Genomic DNA, 20,475 nt, shown 5'->3' with positions numbered 1-20,475 from the left:
GTCATTCTGCCCGATGGCAGCAAGCTGCCACGGGTTCCCGGCCCGCGCCCGCCGCGGTCCAGGCTGGATCCATGGCAAACGACTTCCGCCTCGGCGGCGACCTTCCGCTCAACCGCATCGGCTTCGGGGCCATGCGCCTGCCCACCGACAGCTTCTTCGGTCCGGCGCGCGATCCCGGTACCGGCCGCGCCGTCCTGCGCCGTGCCGTGGAGCTCGGCGTCGACCACATCGACACCGCCGCCTTCTACACCAGCGGCGACAGCACCGTTCGTGCCAACACCCTGATCCGGGAGGCTCTGCACCCCTACCCGGCCGGCCTGGTCGTCGCCACCAAGGTCGGTCCGGCCCGCACCCCCGACGGCGGCCTGGCCGCAACCACCGACCCCACGGTCCTGCGGCCGATGGTCGAGGAGAACCTCGAGACCCTCGGCGTGGATCGCCTCGACCTCGTCTATCTGCGCATCGGGGGCATCCTGCCGCCGCCGCACGACGAATCCGTCGCCGAACGCTTCGAGGTACTGGCCGCGCTGCGCGAGGAGGGCCTGATCCGCCATCTCGGTCTGAGCAACGTCCACGCCGGCCACCTCGCCGAGGCCCGCACGATCGCACCCGTCGCGGCCGTCCAGAACCACTTCCACGCCGCCAAGCGCGATGACACGGAGGTCCTGGCGGCCTGCGAGGACGCCGGCATCGCCTACGTGCCGTTCTTCCCGCTGGGCGGCGGCCTGAGCGACCTCACCGGTGACCGCCTGGTCAAGGTCGCGGAGCGGCACGGCGCCACGGTCCGGCAGATCGCCCTGGCCTGGCTGCTCGCATCCTCCCCCGTCGCCCTGGCCATCCCCGGCACCGGCTCCCTCGCCCATCTCGAGGAGAACACCGCGGCCGGGTCGATCGCCCTCACCCCCGGGGATCTCTCCGACCTCTCCTGACGGCAGGGCCGTTCGCCGCCGCGCACGGGTGGCTCCCGCCGCGGCCGGATCGGTGCCGGCGTCCTGTGCGACGATCGGAACGTGTCACCCTCTTGGCCCGAACGCGTGCTCGACGAGCCGAACGTCGTGCTCCGCCTCGTCGTCCTGCTGCTGGTCACGGTGGGAGACCTTGCTCTGCTGCAGACCGGCGACCGGTCGTCGGCGACCGACTGGGGCTTCGCGCTCGCGGCGGTGGCGATCGGCCTGTTCGGCGCCGTCCGGCCGCTGACCACCACCCTCTGCCAGGCGGCCCTGCTGCTCGCCGCGGACGCGTACGGCACCTACGAGCACGGTCCGGCGGCCCTGGTGAAGTACATCGCCGTTCTCTCCCTGCTGGAGCTGGCGATCCGTCGGCCGTGGCGGCAGGCGTCGATCGGCGCCGCCGCGCTGGCCGCGGTGTACCTCGTGCACACGAGCGACGACCTGCCCGCACAGGTGCCCTCCCTGCTGTACCGGGTGGCCGTGACGGTGATCGGGCCGCTGCTGCTGGGCGGCTGCATACGCGCCACCCGTCAGGCCGCCTGGCACGCCCGCAGGCGCGCGGAAGAGGAGAGGCGCGGCCATGAGCTGCGGGTGCGCACGGCGCGGGTGGCCGAGCGCACCGCGATCGCCCGGGAGCTGCACGACCTGGTGGCTCACCATGTCTCCTCCATGGTGCTGAGGGTGGGGGTGGCCCGGCACGTGCTGCCGCATCCGGACCAGCGGGTGAGCGATGTCCTCGACGATCTGCACGCCACCGGCCTCGCGGCCCTGACGGACCTGCGCCGTCTGGTGACCGTGCTGCGCGACCCGGAGCAGATGCCTCAGGAGGACGGCGCGGCTGCGCTGGTGGCCCCCGACGGGCTGCCCGCCGCCCTGCACGCGGTGATCGAGCAGGGTCGGCGGATCGGGCTCGACATCGAGGAGTCGACGGACCCGGAGATCGGATGCCTGGACGCCGTGCGCGGCCTCGCCGTCCTGCGGCTGGTCCAGGAGGGCCTGGCCAACGTCGCCCGGCACGCCGGTCCGTCGGCGCGTGCGAGGGTGGCGGTGGGCCTGGCGGAGACGGGCGCCGTCCGCGTGCGCATCTGTGACAGCGGCGCGGTGCCCGGGGACGATCGGAACATGCCGACCGTGGGCGGGCCGGGGCTCGGGCTGGTCGGCATGCGGGAGCGCGTCAGGCTGCTCGGCGGGTCGCTGAGCGCGGGACCGGCCGACGGCGGCTGGCAGCTCTCCGCGACGTTCCCGGCCGACCCGGCGGGGCCGACAGACCCGGCCGACCCGGCGGGCCCAACAGGGCCGGTGGACCCAACAGGGCCGGCCGACCCGGCGGACTCCGCAGGCCCGGCTGACGCGACGGGCCCAGCCCACCTGGCGGGCCCAGCGGACCCAACAGGGCCAGCCGACCCGGCGGACTCCGCAGGCCCAGCCGACCCGGCGGGCCCAGCCCACCTGGCGGGCCCAGCGCACCTGGCGGGCCCAGCCCACCTGGCGGGCCCAGCGGACCCAACAGGGCCAGCCGACCCGGCGGACTCCGCAGGCCCGGCTGACGCGACGGGCCCAGCCCACCTGGCGGGCCCAGCGCACCTGGCGGGCCCAGCGCACCTGGCGGGCCCAGCGGACCCAACAGGGCCAGCCGACCCGGCGGACTCCGCAGGCCCAGCCGACCCGGCGGGCCCAACCGACCTGGCGGGCCCAGCCCACCCGGCGACCCCGGCCCACCCGACGGGCCCAGCCCACCCGGCGGGCCCAGCCGACCCAGCGGCCCCGGCCCACCCGGCGGCCGCAGCAAGCCTGGCCGACCCGGCCGACCCGCTGGGCCCGGGTCACCGCCGCCCGGACGGTGTGCGGTCGGGAGGCATGCGTGAGGACGGAGGCCGGAGATGATCCGCGTGCTGCTCGTGGACGATCAGCAACTGGTTCGTGCCGGGCTGCGGATGCTGTGCGAGGCCGCCCCCGACGTGCGGGTCGTCGGCGACGCCGAGAACGGCCGGCAGGCGGTACGTCTCGCCGAGGAGCTGCGACCCGAGGTGATCCTCATGGATCTGCGCATGCCCGGCGTCGACGGCATCACGGCGACCCGCCGGATCCTCGCCGCCGATCCGTCCATCCGGATCGTCGCGCTGACCACCTTCGACGACGACGATCACCTCTATCCGGCGCTCGCCGCCGGCGCCTGCGGCTTCCTCGTCAAGGACGCCGCACCGGCCGAGCTGCTGGACGGCGTACGACGGGCCGCGCGCGGGGACGACCCGTTCAGCACGTCCGTGCTGCGCCGTCTGGTCGGCCGGGCCGTACAGGCGCGTGACGGCGAGGGCGAGCGGCGGGCCGAGCCGCCCGCCGATCTCACGCAGCGCGAGCGGGAGGTGCTGTCCCTGGTCGGCGCCGGACTGTCCAACGGCGAGATCGCCGAACGACTGCACGTCGGAGTGACCACCGTCAAGACGCATGTCTCCAGCCTCATGGCCAAGACCGGCGCCACCAACCGGGTCCGGCTCGCGGTGCTGGCGGCCCGGACGGGAGCCACGCCCGGTTGACCGGCCCGCGGGCGGACCCGCGGCCGGAAGAGCGGGCGACGGCGGGGCCGTACGGCCGACGGCACCGGGCCGACGGCACGTCGGCGCACACGGTGGGGCACGGCCCGGGACCGGCCGTCGGCCGTCGCCGCCCCCGGGCCTACTCCTCCCCGGTCGGTGTCCAGCGGAAGAACACGACCGCGAGTACGGCACCCGCGACCGCCCAGATCCCGAGCACCGCCAGGTGGCCCCACTCGAATCCGGCGCCGGTGGTGTGGGGATCGAACGCGGTCAGCATGGCGAGGAAGAAGTGCCGCACCGGCAGGAGATCCGCGACCCCGCGCATGGCCACGGGCAGGTCCTTCCCGGGGAAGAAGTTCCCGGAGACGAAGAACAGCGTCAGGCCGGCCCCGAAGGCCATGGGCAGGGACGCGGACGCCTTCCTGACCAGGACGCTGAAGGGGAAGGCCAGGAGGCAGCAGGCGAGCGCTCCCACCAGCACGGTGACGAAGGCCGCCGGGATCCGCGGCCCCGGGAACGGCACGTCGAAGACGAGCACGCCCAAGCAGGTGACGAGGCCGGAGAGCATCAGCGACATCACGGTGGCGGTCACCACATGCCCCGCGAGAAAGACCGGTGCGGGCACCGGTGTGCTGCGCAGGCGCTTGAGCACCCCGTACTCGCGGTCCTCGACGAGGGTCATCGTCAGGTTCTGGAACGTTGCGGAGACGACACCGATGACCACCACCGAGGCGGTCATGATGGTGGAGACGTCGAGGGTCCAGGACCGGTCCGGGGCATGGACCTGTTCGCCGTCGAAGATCGAGGCGATGACGAACAGGTACAGCAGGGGCAGTACGACGACCAGGAACGCGGTCTGCGGGTTGCGCAGCACGACCTTGGCCGCACAACCCGTCTCGCGTCGCAGCAGCGCGGCGGTTCCGGTGCTCATCGCGTCTCCTCCGCACGGTCCGTGTGTTCCTCGGTGACGGCCAGGTAGATGTCCTCGAGGGAAGGCCGGCGTACCTCGAGTCCCGGAAGACCGGTGCCGCGTGCACGGGCCCAGTCCATGAGCGGACCGAGTCTGCCGACCGGGTCCGCGGTGCGCAGGGTCACCGGCCGGCCGACCTCCGCCGGGGTGGCGCCGTCCAGCAGGGCAGGGTCCATCCCCTCCGGACGGCGGAAGCGGATCTCGCAGGGCATCGTCTCCCGTCCGCCGAGCGTGGCGGGCGGCCCCAACGCCACCACCTGTCCGCGCACGACGATCGCGACACGGTCGGCCAGGGCCTCTGCCTCGTCCATGTAATGGGTGGTCAGGAAGACGGTCTTGCCGAGCTCACGGACCGCCTCGATCAGGGACCACGCCTGGCGCCGCGCAGCCGGATCGAAGCCCGTCGTGGGCTCGTCGAGAAAGACGAGTTCGGGGTCGCCGACCAGCGCCAGCGCCACGTCCAGCCGCCGCTGCTGCCCGCCGGAGAGTCTGCCCACCCGGCAGTGGCGTTCACCGGCGAGCCCGATCAGCTCGATCGTCTCGTCGACGTCGCGTGGTGCCGGGTAGTAGCCGGCGTGACGCGCGACCAGTTCCCGCACGGTCAGCTCGGGCGGCATCCGGGAGGACTGCAGCACCAGCCCGACGCGTGCTCGCCAGGCGGCCGTCGGACGCGCCGGATCGACGCCGAGGACGCGCACGTCACCGCCGCTGCGGTGTCGGTTGCCCTCCAGGATCTCCACCGTGGTGGTCTTGCCGGCCCCGTTGGGCCCGAGGAACGCGAAGACCTCACCCCGCCTGACGGTGAGGTCGAGCCCGCGTACCGCCTCGAACGTGCCGTAGGACTTGCGCAGTCCCCGCACGCGAATGGCCTGGTCCGGCAGGTCGTCCTCCTCTTCGTCGGCCACCGCCGCCGAGCCCGCTGCCGTCACCGCCGCCTGCTGTGTCAGGATGTCCCGCTCCGTGCCGCTGTTCATGCGACGGACGCTACGGAGACCCGGCACGGCCCCGTATCCGCCCCGCGGCCGGTCTTCCGGCCAGTGGGAGGAGTCCCGGCCTCGAGCGGAGATCCGCGCCACCCCGCCCGCCCGCACGCCGTGCCGCGGTCCACGGTCCGTGGTGCGCGGTTCGTGGTCCGTGGTCCGTGGTTCGCGGTGCATGGTTCGCGGTCCGTGGTTCGCGGTGCATGGTTCGCGGTCCGTGGTTCGCGGTTCGTGGTCCGTGATCCGTGGTTCGCGGTGCATGGTTCGCGGTCCACGGTCCGCGGTGCATGGTCCACGGCCCGCGGTGGAGAGCTCCCGGTGCGGGCGGGCGCCCGGGGTTCAGGCGCCGTCCGGCTGGCAGCGCGGGCACCACACGGTGCCGCGGCCCGCGATACGGGACCGCCGCAGCGGGGCGCCGCAGCGCGGGCAGGCCGGTACGGGGTCGTCGCGGTGGCCGGTGAGCCAGGAGTCGCGCGGCGGGACGCAGCCGGCGGTGACCGCGGAGCGCAGGGTGCGGCGCATCTGGACGTACAGGCGGCGGCGTTCCGCCCCGGTGAGATCGGACGCCCGGCTCGCGGGCCACACCTGCGCCCGCCACAGGATCTCGTCGGCGAGCAGATTGCCGAGCCCGGCCAGGGCGGACTGGTCGAGGAGGACGGTCTTGACCCTGCCGCGGCGCGAGGTCAGTACGGCGTCGAACTCCTCGCGGTCCACCGCCAGCGCGTCGGGGCCCAGGCGCCCCAGCCGCCGGGCGACGTCGGAGTCGTCGTCGGCCAGCCAGAGGCCCTGGAGCTTGCGCTGGTCGCGGTAACGGAGTTGGCGGTCGCCGTCCACCGTGAACAGGACCCGGTCGTGAGCCTCGGGCGCGTCGCCGGGACGGCAGCAGACCAGTGAGCCGGTCATGCCGAAGTGCAGCATGAGGGTGGGGCCGTCGCCGGTGCGGGCGAGCAGCCACTTGCCGTGCCGTTCCGGCTCGGTGAACCGCCGGCCCTCCAGGACGTGGCGCAGCCGCCGCGCGCTCACCCCGCGCAGCACGCCCGCGTCGCGCACCTGGACGCGTTGGACGGTCCTGCCCGTCGCGCAGGCCCGGAGCACCTCGCAGAACCCTTCCACGTCGGGCAGTTCGGGCATGGGGGGCGTCCTTCTGCGGGGTGACGGACGGAAACCCGGGGGGTTCATCGAAGCACGGAAGCGGCCTTCGGCTCCCTGCGGCGGACGGCGTGTTGCCGTCCCCCGCGAATCCGCTTCTCTATAGGGTCGAGCGGGCTGGCGGTGGACGGGTGGAGTGGACATGACCGGTGACGAGCGCCACGATCCGGGCCCCAGAGGCACGCGCCGCCTGCCCGAGATCAACCCGGCTCTGCATGCCACCGCCACCGCGGCCGCGGGCGGAACGCTCGTCATCTGGTGGCCCGCGTTCACGCTCGGCGCGTACAGGGCCGTCTTCTTCGACGACGTGATGACCCTCTGGGCGGTGGCCACGGCCGTGCTCTTCTCGGGAGTGCTGCTGCACCGGAAAGTGGCCGTGCCCTGGAGCGGCTGGATCGTCCTGGTGGTGCCCTCGCTCTGGATCGTCCTGGCCATGGTGACGCCGAGGAGCTACGGCGCCTACCTCCACTACCTCATGGTGGGGATCACCATGCTGGGCGCTCCGACGCTGACCTGGCTGCTGTCGAAGATCCTCCTGACCGACTACGCGCACCTGCCCACGAGCCAGCGCCTCGCGGCCGTCGGTGTGACGGTCGCCGTCGGGGTCCTGGCCTATCTGCTCGGCCGATTCAACTACCTGTTCCTCACCTGTGCCGATTTCGACGTCAGCGGCAACAACACGCCCCCCGGCTGCGCCCCGGGCCCGCCCTTCCATCTCACCTGAGACGTCCGGCCCGGCTCAGCGGTCCAGGAGGAAGTCGAACACCGCCTGGCGGCCCATGTCGCTCACTGCCCTGCTCTGCACGGAGTGCGCGGCTCCCGGCACCACCACGACCCGGGCCCGCGGCGTCAGCTTCCTCTGGTCGTACAGCCACTCCAGCGGCGTCGACAGGTCCCGGTCCCCGCCGAGCAGCAGCACCGGAACTCCCGGGAGCCGGCGATGCCTCGACGGCAGCGGCGGCACCAGTGTGCGGGGCCAGTACAGACAGCTGAGCATCGTACCGAGGCCCGTCGCCGTGGCCGCGTCGAACGGGCCGTAGTCGGCCGGGGTCAGCTCCGCGCCCGCCTCGCGCAGGGCCTCCTGGCGCCCGGCGACCGGCGCGTCCGCCCTGCCCCACGGATAGCGGCCGTCCAGGCACAGGGTCGAGGCGTGCAGCCCCTGGCTCAGCTCCTCCGCCGTCGCCGCGCTGCCCTCTCGTACGCCCGCGATCAGGCCCCGCAGCGGGCCGGGGTCACCGCCCGCGGCCGTGTGCAGGGCGTCGATCATCGCCGCGTAGTCCGGGTCCACGAACTCCCAGGTGGTCAGGGCGTCGAGCACATCGACGCCGTTGTGGTAGGTGCGGACGACCTCGGCCAGGTCCGCCGCCGGGTCGGTGCGGCAGCCGATCGCCGCGCACGCAGCCGTCAGGACGCGCGGCGCGGCGCGCAGGGCGGCGCGGTCCATGGGGTCGTAGCCGGTCTGCGGCACCACCGAGTCCAGCACCAGCCGTGCCACGTGGTGCGGGTGCGCCAGGGCGTAGCGCTCGGCGGTGTACGTGCCGTACGAGACGCCGTCCAGCGTCATCTTCCGTACGCGCAGGGCCCGGCGCAGCAGGTCCAGGTCGGCGACCGTGTCACCGGTGCCGTAGAAGCGGCGGTTCGGTCCGATGGCCGCGGCGCAGTCCGTCACCGCGCGCTCGGTGGGCGGCGTGAGGTCCGACGAGCCCATCTCCTTCTGCAGTTGCGGGCACTGCAGCGCGCCCCCGCCGGTACCGCGCTGGTCGATCATCACCAGGCGGTAGTCCGTCAGCAGCGGCGCCAGTTTCTTGCGCAGCCGGTCCACCAACGGCACACCCGGCTGGCCCGGACCACCCGTCAGGAACAGCAGGACGCCCTTCGGGGCCCGCGCGTTGTCCGCCAGCGCGACCTTCAGGCCCAGCGTGCCCGCCACGCGGCCGCTGTGGTCGAGCGGAACGGTCAGGGTGGCGCAGCTGAAGCCCGCCACGCCGGGGCAGGGCGCGGTGCCGGAGAGTCCCCTGTGCTCTCCGGCAGGCGCCGCGGTCCCCCGGTCCTGCGCCGTCGAGGTGCACGTCCCCGACAGCACCAGCGCCCCGGCGACGGCCAGTGCGGCCGCCGCCAGTGCCCTCGGTCTCCGCGTCCTCCCCGTCTCCTGGCCCCTCCCCGCCCTCCACCGGGTCCTGTCCATCCGTTCCGCCCTGTCCTTCTCGCCCGTCCTGTCCGCCACGCCCGTCCTGTCCGCCACGCCCGCCCGGGCCGTCGCGTCCGCCATGGCCGTCGTGCGCGTCGTGCGCCTCCGCAGCATCCCCGTACCTCCCCCGTCTCCTGCGCTTCGTGACACCCCGTCATCCGCGTCGGCCACCACAATGCGCCGAGCGGCCCTGCCACAGGGAGCTTCCGTGCCAGGATTCGAGCAGTTTCGAAAGGACGCGCGCCACGGGACAGGCGGCGGGAGACGGGCAAGAGGCGACGGGCAAGAGGCGACGGGCAAGAAGCCACGGAAGACACCGGGAGGGCCGTGATCGAACTCACTGTCGACGCCTGCGGGCTGGCAAGGTCCCGTTTCGCGGTCTCGCCGCTGCACGAGGTCGTGGCGACGCTGCTGCCGTGGGGTCTGCACCCGGGCGGGGCCGCCGATCCGTGGGTGGCGCGTGCCCAACGGGTGCTGCGCCGGGCGCGGCTGCCGCTGCTGTCGGAACTGGCCCTGGACGCCGGGGGGTATGTGCCCGACTTCCTCAGCCCGCACCCGTCCGGTCCCTCACCCACCGTCGAGGAGGAACTGGAGCGGGTCCGCTCCACCCCGCCCGAGCGCGTCATGGGCGAACTGGCGGCGCTGCGCGACGGCCGCCCGTGCACCGGCCTGACCGGGTCGCAGCTGCCGCCGGAGGTGCGGCGGGCCATGGCCCGGGGCGGCGGGCACCTCGCCCGGCAGGCCGCGGACGAACTGCGGCGCTACTGGGACCTGGCCTTCGCCCCGCACTGGGCGGCCGCGAAGGCCACTCTCGACTCGGAGGTGGACCGGTGCGCCGGGGTCCTGGCCCGGCGCGGTGCGGCGGGGCTGTTCAACTCGCTGCACCCCGGCATCCGGTGGGCCGACGGCACGCTGCGCGTCGACAGCCGGTTCACGGTGGAGCTGGCCGTGCCCCTGGTGGTCGTGGTGCCGTCGCTGGTGGCGGCCGGGCCGGGCGTGGCCGTGGACCCGGTGCCGGGTGGGGGGGCGGCCGCCGATGGTGGCCTTTCCGGTACGCGGCAGAACCACCGCCGCACCGGCGACCCCCTCCGCCGAACTCGCCCGGCTGCTCGGGCCCACCCGCGCCGGGCTGCTGGCGGCGCTGGCGCGGCCGGCTTCCACCGGGGAGCTGGCGGCACGTCACTTCCTGAGCCCCGCCACGGTGTCGTACCACTTGGGGGTGCTGTACCGGTCGGGTCTCGTCTCCCGCGCCCGGTCCGGGCGGTCGGTGCTGTATCACCGCACCCCGGCGGGGTCACGGCTGTCGAACGGCGGGGAGGGGACCCGGCGCGAAGGTGGTGCGTGATCCTGCGCGGCCCGGGGACACCGGCGGCGGTGCGGAAGCCGTCACGGAGCGCGGCGAGGCAGGACGGGGGCTCGTGCAGGGCGTGCGGGCCGCTCCGCGCCAGGACGCGGGCCACGTCCCTCCGGCCACGTCCCTCGGGCCACGCCCCCTGGCACGTCCCCCTGGGCCGTCCCCCGGCACGTCCCCCCGGGCCGTCCCGCGGCGGCGGCTACTCGTCGTCGAGGGGTTCGCCCAGGTTCTCGGCGAGCCGGAACAGGGCGGGCAGCGCGCCCGAGATGGCGGTGCGCTCGGCGTCGTCGAGGGCGGACAGGGCGGCGGCCATGCGGCGTTCGTGCGCGGCGGTCCAGGCGGCGAGCTGTTCGCGTCCGGCGTCGGTGAGCGTGACGACGGAGGCGCGCCGGTCGGCGGGGTCCACCTCGCGCACGACCAGTCCGGCGTTGATCATCTGGCCGATCAGTCCGCTGACGGTGCTCGGGGCCAGCCGCTGGCGGGCGGCGAGGGCACTGATCCTGGCGGGTGAGTGCCGGCCCAGCACCTGCAGCAGCTCGACCTGGGCCATGGGAAGGCTCTCCCACGGATAGTCGGTCCGGATCGAGGCGCGCAGCGCACGGCGCAGCCGGGTCACGGCCTCGGTGAGCAGGCGGGCGTCCGGTGCCTCGCCGGTGGGCCGGGGCAGGGAGACCTCGGGGCGGGGCTGCGCGGACATGGGGCAAGGGTATCCGGGCCCGGGGGGCGGGGCCGCCCGGTCAGCCCGCGGCCGGCGGCCTGGTCAGCCCACGGCCCCGTCAGCCCACGGCCCTGTCGGCTCCCGCCCCGTCAGCCCACACCCCTGCCGGTTCCCGCCCCGTCAGCCCGCGGCCCGGCCGGTTCCGGGTCCGTGGCCAGCCGGGCCGAGGCGATGGCGACACCCGAGACGCCCGCAAGGATCAGTGCGGACCACCGGGCCCCGGCCTCCACCCCCGCGCCGGACGCCAGGTGCAGGGCGAGGGTGACCAGCGCGACGCCCAGCGCGGTGCCCAGTCCGCGGGCCATGTTCACCAGGCCGCCGCCCGTGCCGGACGACCGGGCGGGGATCGCCCGCATGATCATGGTGTTGTTGGCGGGGGTGAAGGCGCCGAGCCCCAGCCCGGAGAGCGCCAGCACGGGCACCACCCAGGCGGCCGTCAGGGGGACCGCCGCCAGGGCGGCCATGGCGGTGGTGAAGACGGTGGCGCCCAGCAGGCACCTGGCCCGGTCCGTCAGGGTGCGCGGCAGCAGCCGTTCGCCGCCGGCGGCGGCCAGCGCGAAGCCGGCGGGCAGCGCGGTCAGGACCGCTCCTGCGATCAGCTCGGAGGAACCGCGCGCGGTCAGCACGACCGGTACCAGGACCAGGGGGCCGAAGAGCACCAGGTACCCGCTCAGGGCCCCGGCGAGACCGAACGCCACCGCCCGCACCCGCAGCAGGGCCGGATCCACCAGCGGCGCGGCGGCGCGCCGCTGGTGGCGGGCGAAGCCCCAGCCCGCCGCGCCCGCCACGGCGAACAGCACGGCCACGGCCCAGCCGGGCACCGCGAGTCCCGAGGCCGCCGACACGCCCAGCAGCGCGCCGGTGGTCGTCAGCGCCAGCAGCCCGAGCCCGGCCCGGTCGAAGCGTGCGACGCGGGTACGGGCCCGGGTGCGCGGGAGCAGATAGTGCCCGCCCACCAGGGCGAGCAGCCCGATCGGCACGTTCACGCCGAACACCCAGCGCCAGCCCAGCGTGGACACCAGTGCGCCGCCGACCGTCGGCCCCAGTGCCAGCCCCAGCGCCTGTGCGGCGGCCTGCACGCCGAGCGCGCCGCGTATCCGCTCGGGCGGAGCGCTGGTCGTCACCAGCGCCACGCTGTTGGCCTGCATCAGGGCCGCACCGGCGGCCTGCAGGACGCGGAAGCCCACGAGCGCCGCCAGCGAGGGTGCGAGACCGCAGGCGGCGGAGGCCAGCGTGAACAGGGCGAAGCCGTACAGGTACAGCAGCTTGCGGCCGTGTGCGTCCGCCAGCCGCCCGGCCGGCACCAGCAGGGCCACCAGGGTGAGCAGATAGGCCAGCGACACCCACTCGACCGCCGCGAGCGAGGCGTGGAACCCGGTGCGCAGGCTGCCGTAGGTCAGCGTGACGATGCTGGCGTCCAGCTGGCCCATGAACGCCCCGAAGCACACCGTGCCCACGGCCAGCCACCAGGCGTTCGGCCGCGACCGGATCCCCTCCGGACGGGGCCGCTCCGCGGTGAGGACGGCGGACCAGCGCCGCCCGGTGGGGCGAGAGGTGAGACGGGTGGCCATGTCCCCAGATTACATCGGTGACCGAATTGTTTTGCCACCGTTCAATGACGTTGCCGGGCAGCCCGTGCGTCAACCCTGCGAAGCGACCGGCCACCCCTGGCCGCGGCGGCGCGGACACCCGGTGTGGAGAGCCCCAAGAGCGCCTCAACTGCCGTACACAGTAGGGCCGTTGACCGTACCGGGAGGTAATCGTCGCATGCCGGGGGGATCCTGTGCCGGCCCCCTCGAAGCCCCGCCGGGCGGGACGCCGCCGAGTACACTCCGTCACCGTTGCACAACCGCGTGTATCACGCGGCGGGGAGTGGGGCGGTGCTCGTGGCGCCAGAGGCCGGGGACAGGGTCGCCGACCGGTATCAGTTGCAGGAGCCCATCGGCAGGGGCGGAATGGGGGTCGTCTGGCGGGCGTGGGACGAACGGCTGGAGCGGGCGGTCGCCGCCAAGTGCGCGCGATTCGACGACCACCCGGCCGCGCGACGGCTGATGAAGGAGGCGCGCAACGCCGGGCGGGTCAGCCATCCGAACATCGTGGCGGTCTTCGACTTCGAGACCAGGGACGACGCCTGCTGGATCATCATGGAGTACGTGCCCTCGCGCAGCCTGGCGCAGATCATGGCGGACCGCGGCCCGCTCACGCCCGAGGAGGCCGGGTCGATCGGCAGCCAGATCGCGGACGCGCTGGCCACATCCCATGGCGAGGGCGTGGTGCACGGTGACGTGACACCGGAGAACATCCTTGTCACCGACCGGGGCGTCGCCAGGCTGACCGACTTCGGGATCTCCCGGGCGCTGTGGAGCGAGGCCACCCAGACCACGACCGGCGGGGTGCGCGGCAAACCCCGCTACCTCGCCCCCGAAATGGCCAGGGGCCGGCCGGCGGACATGAAGTCCGATGTCTTCTCGCTGGGCGCCACGCTGTGCGCGGCGGTCGAGGGCCGGTCGCCGTACGGCGAGTTCGAGCACGTCATGGGGTACTTGGCGCGGGCCCTGGAAGGCCGGGTCGAGCCGCCCCGCCGAGCCGGCCCGCTCACCGGACCGCTCACCGCGATGCTGGAGGTGGAGCCCCGGCGCCGCCCCGGCGCCGCCGAGGCGAAGAAGCTGCTGAACCGCGCCGCCCCGCCACCCCCGCCCGTCCGGAAGTACATCCGGCAGCAGCTACAGGCCCCCGGTCGGCAGGACGGCGTCCCGCAGGGGGACGGCCATGACCACCATGACGGCCATGACCACCATGACGGCCATGACCACCATGACGGCCATGACCACCATGACGGCCATGACGGCCATGACGGCCATGACCGACCACAGGGCGGCCGCACCCTGCACCTCACGCGCCGCCTGCCGCGGCCCCCGCGCCCCGGCCGCCGCCGACTGGTGATCACGGCCACGGCGCTGACCGCGGCGGCGGCCCTCGTGACCGGTCTGATCCTCTACGGTCCGTGGCGTCCCGACCGTGGCGGCGACGGCAAGGCGGGCGCGACGGACGGGGCCACCGTACGGCCCTCGGTCACCGCGCAGGCCGGCGCCATCGGCGTCGCCCGCACGGCCGATCCCTGCGCCCTGCTCGACGCCGCCTCGCTGAGCCGCTTCGGCGACACCGAACTCGACCCGGACTACGGCGAGCTGGACCGATGCGACGTGCTGGTGCGGGGGAACGGCGGGGACGACGTCGCCGACGTGGAGGTCGACTTCTCCCGCACGCCGGCGCACTTCGACGGCGGAGTGCGCACCAGAAGAGCCGGCAACGTCCGGATCGCGGCGATGCAGCGCAACGGGGACGAGTGCGTGCGGTTCGTCGCCAGCCCCGACGACCAGCAGATCGTGGTCATCGGGAAGCGGCTGGCCTCCCCGGCGCCCGCCCCGTGCGCCCTGGCCGACGCCGCCACCGATCATCTGGTGGGCGTGCTGGACGAGGGCCCGGTGCCGCGGCGCGCGTCGCCGCCCGCCGCCGACTCCCTCGCCCGCCTGGACGCCTGCGCGCTGCTCGACGGGACCGCGCTGAAGCGGCTTCCGGGCGTCGGGCGGCAGCCGGCGGACCGCGGATTCGGCGACTGGTCCTGCGGGTGGGCGAGCCCGGACGGCGAATCGGCCTGGGTGCAGCTTCAGTTCACCCGCGACAACGACCTGAAGGACGATGGCGGCCCGGCGGCCGTGGCCGGCACGACGAGCTATGTGTCACCGAAGGAGGACGGTGACGACAGCTGCGTCGTACGCACACCGCACCGGACGTACACCGACTCCGTCGGCGACCGGACGATCGAGTTGTTCAGGCTGTCCGTGAGCGAGCGGCGGCGGCCGGGAACCGGCGGGACCGACAAGCCGTGCGACGCCGCCCGGAAGCTGTCGGCCGCGGTGGTCAGGAGCATCGCGAGAAGTCTGCCGGGGACATGAGGCCGCCCACCCGCCGACCGCATCCCGGGACCGCTCCCGGGATGCGCCCCTGCCCTCCGCCCGCCATGACACCGCGCACACCCCGCCCATCCCGGATCCGGGGCGTCAGCCCTTGTTGGCGCCCAGGGTCAGGCCGCTGACGAACTGGCGTTGCAGCGCGAAGTACACGATCAGCGTCGGGATCGCGGTGAGCAGGGCGCCGGCGGCGACGAGGTTGGGGTCGGTGAAGTACTGCCCGGACAGGTTCTTCAGGGCGGAGGTGATCGGCATGTTCTCGCCGGTCGAGATCAGCACGATCGCCCAGAAGAAGTCGTTGTAGATCCAGATGGACAGCAGCGTGGCCAGGGCCGCCATGGCGGGGCGGCACAGCGGCAGCACGATCTGCCAGTACATCCGCCACACCGACGCCCCGTCCACGAGCGCGGCCTCGGTCAGCTCGTGCGGCAGCATGCGCATGTAGTTGCTCAGCACGAAGGCGCAGAAGCCGGACTGGAACGCCACGTGGATGAGCACCAGGCCGAGCGCGGAGTCGTACAGCTTGCCGCTGACGGTGATGCCCGGCAGGTCGACCAGGAGGTAGAGGCGGTACAGGGGGGTGATGACGACCTGCTGCGGCAGCAGGTTGCCCGCCGTGAAGACCAGCAGCAGCGCCAGGTTGAGGCGGAAGTCGAAACGGCTGACGTAGAAGGCGACGCACGACGACAGGAACAGCGTCAGCAGCACGGCCGGCACGGCGATCAGCAGCGTGTTCCCGAAGTAGCGCGTCATGTCGGACTGGGTGAACGCGTTCGTGAAGTTCTCGAGGCTCAGCTTGTCCGGCCAGGACACATAACCCTTGGTGCTGGTCTCCGAGTACGGCCGCAGCGCGGCGTACATCGCCCACAGCAGCGGCGCGAGCCAGGCCAGCGCCGTCCCGGCGAGGAAGACGTGCAGCAGGACCCGGGCGGGGCGGACGGGCGGACGCCGCTTCGGTGTCACGGCCGCCGGCGGCGTCGTCGTGACGGTGGAGGTGCTCACGAGCGGCGCTCCTTCCGGAAGGTGCCGACCAGATACGGAATGATCACGCCGAGCGAGATCAGCAGCAGGACGACCGCGATCGCGGACCCGTATCCGATGCGGCTGGACTCGCCGATGATGTTGTTCGTCACCAGGATCGACAGCAGTTCGGTGCCGTGGGCCCCGCCGTTGAAGACGAAGACGAGGTCGAAGGCGCGCAGGGCCTCGATGATGGTGACCACCAGGACGATGGTGTTGGTGGGCCGCAGCGTCGGGAAGATGACGTTCCTGAAGGTCTGCCACTCGTTGGCGCCGTCCAGGGCCGACGCCTCGCGCAGGGACGGGTCGACGCCCTTCAGCCCGGCCAGGTAGAGGATCATCATGTAGCCGGTGTGCCGCCAGGAGGCGGCGATGAGGACCGCCCAGAGGTTGAGGTCCGGGTCGCCGATCCAGTCGATGTAGTGGCCCGGCTTGTTGGCGTCGAACAGGCTGTTGATCAGGCCCGTGTCGGGGTTGTAGACGAGCTGCCAGACGAAGCCGATGACGGCGAAGGAGACCACGACCGGCAGGAAGAACGCCGTCTGGTAGACCCTGCTGAACCGGATCCTCTTGTCCAGTTGCACGGCCAGGAAGAGGCCGAGCGGGGTGGGGATCAGGATCAGGACGACGAACCAGATCACGTTGTGCTGGACGGCGGGCCAGAACTGCGGGTTGTTGGTGAACAGTTCCTTGAAGTTCTGCAGCCCGACCCAGGTGATCGAGTCGAAGCCGATGCCGTCCCAGGTGGTGAAGGCCAGGGCGACGGAGGCGAGGGCCGTGATCCATACGAGCGTGACGTGCAGGACCGTCGGCACACCCGCCATCAGGCCCAGGACGAGCCGGTCGCGGCGGGTGAGCAGGCGGCGGTGCCCTCGGGGGGCGCGTTTCGTCTCGCGCGCGCCCGGAGGCGGCACGGCGGCCGCCTCCGGGGTTCGGGTGCTGGTGTCGGTGGTCATGAGGAGGCGAAGATCGTCTTCTTCTGGCGCTCGATGGACGAGAGCAGACCGTCGATGCCCTTCGGGTTGCGGACGAAGTTCTGCAGCGAGGGCTGCATCACCGTGGAGGTGAAGTCCGGGCGGCTGTCGCGGTCCATGAACTGGGTGAGGCTCTTGGCGCCGCTGATCATCTCGTACGCCTTCTTCTGCAGGGCGGTGTACGAGGAGGTGTCCGCCTTGCTGGAGGCGGCCACCACGCTGGAGTCGGACTTCAGGTAGATCTGCTCGGCGGCGGGAGTGCCCAGGTACTCCAGCAGCTTGCGGGCGCCCGCCTTGTTCTTGGGGGCCTTGCTGAGCATGAAGCCGTCGGTCGGCGCCTCGACGGTGTCCTGGCCGTAGGCCGGGTTGATCTCCGGGAAGGCGAAGAAGTCGAGGTCGTCGAGGTCGGCCTTGTCGGTGAACTGCTGCGCCACGAAGCTGCCCAGCAGGTACATGCCGGCCTTCTTGGCCACCAGTGTCTGGGCGGCGTCCTGCCAGGTGCGGCCGACCGCGCCGTCCTGGTGGTACGGCAGCAGCTCGGCCCAGTGGTCGAAGACGGCCTTCACCTTGGCGTCGGTCCAGTCGGCCTTGCCGGCCATCAGCTGGACGTGGAAGTCGTAGCCGTTGAGGCGGAAGTTGATCTGGTCGAAGGTGCCCATCGCGGGCCAGGCGTCCTTGTCGCCGAAGGCGATCGGGATCAGCCCGTCCTTCTTCATCTGCTTGCACAGCGCGACGAGTTGGTCCCAGGTGGTGGGGACCTGGTAGCCGTGCTGCCGGAAGACGCTCTTCCGGTAGAAGATCGCCCAGGGGTACGTGTACAGCGGCACGAAGTAGTACTTGCCGTCCTCGCCCTTGCTCAGGGCCTTCATCGCGTCGGGGAAGTTGCCCCCGATGGTCTGCCACACGTCGTCGATCGGGGTGGCGAGCTTCTTCGCGGCGAAGAACTGCATGCGGTAGCCCGCGAACCAGGTGAACACGTCGTCGGGCGTGCCCTGGAGGTAGGAGTTGATCTGCTCCTGGAACGTGTTGTGGTCCTTGGTGTTCACGTCGACCGTGATCCCGGACTTCGTCTTGTAGGCCGCGTAGATGTCGGCGAACGCCTTCTTCGGCACGGCGTCCGAGGCGTTGGAGCCGAGGGTGACGGTCTTCGCGTCGCCCGCCCCGGTGCTGCCACCGCAGGCGCTCAGCAGGGGTACGGCCGCGCCGAGCGCTGCGGCGCCGCCTATGCCGCGCAGCAGGGTGCGCCGGCTCGGGCCGGGGAGGGAGAGACCGGACGGAGAGGGGTGCATGACGGCTCCTGGAGGCGAGGGTCGGTCACGATGCGCCGTATCGAGTTAGTCATAATCGATCAGAAACCAACTTGACCAAACATCGTGGCGTAATAAGAGCGGTACGTTCGGTATCCCGTCAAGGGCTGGGGGCCGGATTTGTGGAAACGTAATCGACACAAGCCCGATCACTGCCGCTCACCGTCGGACAGCCCGGGACGCCCTCCCAAATGGGGCCAACTCCCCCGGAGTACGGGTGCTCGCACCCCTGCGGAGGGCCTGGTGCCGTGAGCGGAGAGATTCACCGGCTCGCGACGCCCGGCCCGCCCGGCTCGGCTCGGCTCGGCGCTAGCCGATCCGCACCCTGCGCGAGACGGTGACCTGGTCGACGTCCGTCGTGCGGATCGTCGCCTTCATCGTCCAGGTGCCCGGCAGCGGGAGGTTCACCGAAGCCGCGGCCCAGTAGCCGCCCCGGTCGGTGACCTTCGCGTCGAGGGGGCCGATGCTCCGCTCCTCGAGCGTGAAGGTCAGCCGCAGTTCGGGAACGGTCGCGATGCCGCCGTCGGGTCCGAAGACCAGTGCCTGGACCGCGTTCTCCCCCGCCCTGGCCGGGGTCAGTTCGATCTGCGCCCTGCCGCGCCCACCGGGCGTACCCATGTCGAAGGGGACGGTGGCGGTCAGGCCCAGGGGCTGCTCGGCCGCGGCCCTCGACGCCGCCTCCTCGGCCGCCGCGCGTCCCGGCTGGGCACCCGTCAGCAGCGTCGTGATCACGAGCACCACGATCCCGGTCGCGACCTCGGCCAGTACCGAACGGCGCAGCTCCCGCCGGGAGGGCACCGGCTCCGCATCCGCCGCCGCGTCCACCGCGCCGCCGTCGCCCGCCGCGCCGTCGCCCGCCGCGCCGTCGCCGGCCGCGCCGTCGCCCGCCGCGCCGTCGCCGGCCGCCGCGTGGTCTTCGTGGGGGACGGCGGCCACCGCGCGCCCCGTCGCCGCCCCCACGGACTGCCGCACCCGCTCCGGCAGCGTGGCACCCGCCGCACCGGCCCCCGCCCCCGCCGCGGCCCACCGTGCCGTCCAGCGGCGCGAGGACGCCGCCGCCGCCAGCAGCACCACCACCGCGACCAGTTTGGCCGTCAGCAGCCTGCCGTAGGTCGTGGAGGTGAGCGCGTCGAACGAACCGAGCCCCCGCCAGGACTGGTACGCGCCGGTGGCGGCCAGCACGACGACCGCCGCGAAGGCCAGGCGCGAGAAGCGCGCGACCGCGGACGGCGGGAGGGCCTCGGGCGTCCGGTGCAGCGCCGTGAGCAGGGCCGCCAGGCCGCCCAGCCACACCGCCATCGCCAGCAGGTGCAGCACCGCCGAGGTCATGGCCAGGGGGACCTGGGTGCCGGCGGCGGCATGCTCGGACACCGCCCAGGTGACGGCCAGCGCGAGCGACGACAGCCCCACCGTCGCAGCGTGCCGCCCCTTGCCGTGCCCCGCCCCTCCCGTCCGGCCCAGGGCGACCGCCGCCACCGCCAGCACGACCACCCGTGCCAGCAGGGCGAGTCCGGGGCGGCTCGTCACGGTGTCGCGCAGCACGCCGAGGTCGAGGGCCGTCGCGGGGCCGCGCCCCCGCTCGTACGGGCCGCGGAGCAGCAGGAGCGCCGAGGTGGCGGCCATCAGCGTCCACCAGCCGCCCACCAGCAGCCCGGGGGCCGCGGCCACACCGGTGACCCGGGTGAAGACGACGGTGCCCAGCAGCAGGGCGAAACCGCCGTACGCGACATAGCGGGCGATGTCGTAGAGCATCGTGGAGGCCGCGTCCTGGGCCGTGTCGGACGGCAGGACGGCCGTCGTCGCGGACCGCTCGCCCACGGAGAACGTGAGGGCACCGGACGCGGGGTGGCTGTCCGCCGACACCACCCGCCAGGCCACGATGTACGTGCCCTGGGCGAGGCGGGCGGGGAGTGTGACACGCGCGGTGTTCGCCCGGCCGGCCGCGTGTTCCTGTCGGCCGGTGTGCACCCGCCGGTTGCCCGGGTCGATCACACGGACGGAGTCCTCCAGCAGCCCGACCGACTCGGAGAAGGTGAGGGTGACCGCCTTCGGCGCAGTCCTCAGCAGGGTGCCGTCCGCCGGGTCGGCGTTCTTCAGCACGGCGTGCGCGGACGCGGAACCGGCGCCCGCGAGAAGCACGAGGGGGAGCAGGGGGATCAGCAGCAGCACGAACGCCAGGCGCCGCGGGCGCCGCCCGCGCGCGACCGCCGCCGAACTCCCGCCGCCCCCGCGTGCTCCGCCCACGTCATGTCTCCCGCATCGCCTGTCCCGGGTCCCGGTTACGTACGGACGCGGGGAGCGCCGTGCTCAACACGGCGGCGGCGCCGGGCGCCCGTACGAGGTCACGCCATCATGACCGG

At 73.3% G+C, this 20,475-nt stretch carries 16 protein-coding genes; 6 read left to right on the top strand and 10 right to left on the bottom strand.

Going from position 1 to position 20,475, the window contains the following annotated elements:
* The first annotated feature begins 71 nt into the window (after window positions 1-71).
* From ACFYMU_RS27580 to ACFYMU_RS27570, 3 genes are all read left to right on the top strand, one after another.
* Window positions 72-929 carry an oxidoreductase gene (locus ACFYMU_RS27580; protein WP_388378541.1) on the top strand — a complete coding sequence of 286 codons (858 nt, stop codon included), beginning with the start codon at window positions 72-74 and terminating at the stop codon, window positions 927-929.
* Window positions 930-1,010: 81 nt separating this feature from the next.
* Window positions 1,011-2,834 carry a histidine kinase gene (locus ACFYMU_RS27575; RefSeq protein WP_388378538.1) on the top strand — a complete coding sequence of 608 codons (1,824 nt, stop codon included), beginning with the start codon at window positions 1,011-1,013 and terminating at the stop codon, window positions 2,832-2,834.
* Entirely contained in the window at window positions 2,831-3,484 is a 654-nt protein-coding gene (locus ACFYMU_RS27570) for a response regulator (RefSeq protein WP_388378536.1), read from the top strand. The genes ACFYMU_RS27575 and ACFYMU_RS27570 overlap by 4 nt, the downstream gene beginning before the upstream one ends.
* 139 nt (window positions 3,485-3,623) lie before the next feature.
* On the opposite strand, the gene ACFYMU_RS27565 is transcribed toward ACFYMU_RS27570, so the two are convergent.
* The 3 genes from ACFYMU_RS27565 to ACFYMU_RS27555 form a co-directional block, all read right to left on the bottom strand.
* Window positions 3,624-4,415 carry an ABC transporter permease gene (locus ACFYMU_RS27565; RefSeq protein ID WP_388378534.1) on the bottom strand — a complete coding sequence of 264 codons (792 nt, stop codon included), beginning with the start codon at window positions 4,413-4,415 and terminating at the stop codon, window positions 3,624-3,626.
* Window positions 4,412-5,428 carry an ABC transporter ATP-binding protein gene (locus tag ACFYMU_RS27560; protein ID WP_388378533.1) on the bottom strand — a complete coding sequence of 339 codons (1,017 nt, stop codon included), beginning with the start codon at window positions 5,426-5,428 and terminating at the stop codon, window positions 4,412-4,414. Before ACFYMU_RS27560 ends, ACFYMU_RS27565 begins: the two co-directional genes overlap by 4 nt.
* A 345-nt stretch (window positions 5,429-5,773) precedes the next feature.
* Window positions 5,774-6,565 (bottom strand): Fpg/Nei family DNA glycosylase, encoded by a 792-nt coding sequence (locus ACFYMU_RS27555; RefSeq protein ID WP_388378530.1) that lies wholly within the window; start codon window positions 6,563-6,565, stop codon window positions 5,774-5,776.
* 160 nt (window positions 6,566-6,725) lie between these two features.
* Here ACFYMU_RS27555 and ACFYMU_RS27550 point away from each other — a divergent pair, with 160 nt between their 5' ends.
* Entirely contained in the window at window positions 6,726-7,307 is a 582-nt protein-coding gene (locus tag ACFYMU_RS27550) for a hypothetical protein (RefSeq protein ID WP_388378526.1), read from the top strand.
* A 15-nt stretch (window positions 7,308-7,322) separates the two neighbouring features.
* On the opposite strand, the gene ACFYMU_RS27545 is transcribed toward ACFYMU_RS27550, so the two are convergent.
* Window positions 7,323-8,885 (bottom strand): alpha/beta fold hydrolase, encoded by a 1,563-nt coding sequence (locus ACFYMU_RS27545; RefSeq protein ID WP_388378524.1) that lies wholly within the window; start codon window positions 8,883-8,885, stop codon window positions 7,323-7,325.
* A 922-nt stretch (window positions 8,886-9,807) separates the two neighbouring features.
* Between ACFYMU_RS27545 and ACFYMU_RS27540 the strand changes: the two genes are divergently transcribed.
* On the top strand, window positions 9,808-10,116 hold the full coding sequence (locus ACFYMU_RS27540; protein WP_388378521.1) for an ArsR/SmtB family transcription factor: 309 nt from the start codon (window positions 9,808-9,810) through the stop codon (window positions 10,114-10,116).
* A gap of 208 nt (window positions 10,117-10,324) precedes the next feature.
* Here the strand turns inward: ACFYMU_RS27540 and ACFYMU_RS27535 are convergent, their stop codons facing one another.
* Both ACFYMU_RS27535 and ACFYMU_RS27530 read right to left on the bottom strand, forming a co-directional pair.
* The gene (locus ACFYMU_RS27535; RefSeq protein WP_388378519.1) at window positions 10,325-10,822 is read right to left on the bottom strand and encodes a MarR family winged helix-turn-helix transcriptional regulator; all 498 of its coding nucleotides are present in this window, start codon (window positions 10,820-10,822) and stop codon (window positions 10,325-10,327) included.
* A 110-nt stretch (window positions 10,823-10,932) separates the two neighbouring features.
* A complete protein-coding gene (locus ACFYMU_RS27530) occupies window positions 10,933-12,414 on the bottom strand; it encodes an MFS transporter (protein ID WP_388378517.1) in 1,482 nt (493 codons plus the stop codon).
* Window positions 12,415-12,723: 309 nt separating this feature from the next.
* Here ACFYMU_RS27530 and ACFYMU_RS27525 point away from each other — a divergent pair, with 309 nt between their 5' ends.
* Entirely contained in the window at window positions 12,724-14,799 is a 2,076-nt protein-coding gene (locus ACFYMU_RS27525) for a serine/threonine-protein kinase (protein WP_388378514.1), read from the top strand.
* A gap of 105 nt (window positions 14,800-14,904) precedes the next feature.
* On the opposite strand, the gene ACFYMU_RS27520 is transcribed toward ACFYMU_RS27525, so the two are convergent.
* The 4 genes from ACFYMU_RS27520 to ACFYMU_RS27505 all read right to left on the bottom strand — a co-directional run bounded on the left by ACFYMU_RS27520 (window position 14,905) and on the right by ACFYMU_RS27505 (window position 20,359).
* Entirely contained in the window at window positions 14,905-15,816 is a 912-nt protein-coding gene (locus ACFYMU_RS27520; RefSeq protein ID WP_388378512.1) for a carbohydrate ABC transporter permease, read from the bottom strand.
* A complete protein-coding gene (locus tag ACFYMU_RS27515) occupies window positions 15,813-16,790 on the bottom strand; it encodes a carbohydrate ABC transporter permease (RefSeq protein ID WP_388378509.1) in 978 nt (325 codons plus the stop codon). Before ACFYMU_RS27515 ends, ACFYMU_RS27520 begins: the two co-directional genes overlap by 4 nt.
* A complete protein-coding gene (locus tag ACFYMU_RS27510) occupies window positions 16,787-18,097 on the bottom strand; it encodes an ABC transporter substrate-binding protein (protein WP_388378506.1) in 1,311 nt (436 codons plus the stop codon). Before ACFYMU_RS27510 ends, ACFYMU_RS27515 begins: the two co-directional genes overlap by 4 nt.
* Window positions 18,098-18,424: 327 nt before the next feature.
* A complete protein-coding gene (locus ACFYMU_RS27505; protein WP_388378504.1) occupies window positions 18,425-20,359 on the bottom strand; it encodes a copper resistance CopC/CopD family protein in 1,935 nt (644 codons plus the stop codon).
* Window positions 20,360-20,475: the final 116 nt, after the last annotated feature.

The sequence above is a fragment of the Streptomyces sp. NPDC007264 genome, assembly GCF_042869095.1.
Taxonomy (GTDB): Bacteria; Actinomycetota; Actinomycetes; order Streptomycetales; family Streptomycetaceae; genus Streptomyces.
The sequence above is the reverse complement of the archived record's forward strand: the minus strand, read 5'-3'. Positions and strand labels throughout refer to the sequence as shown.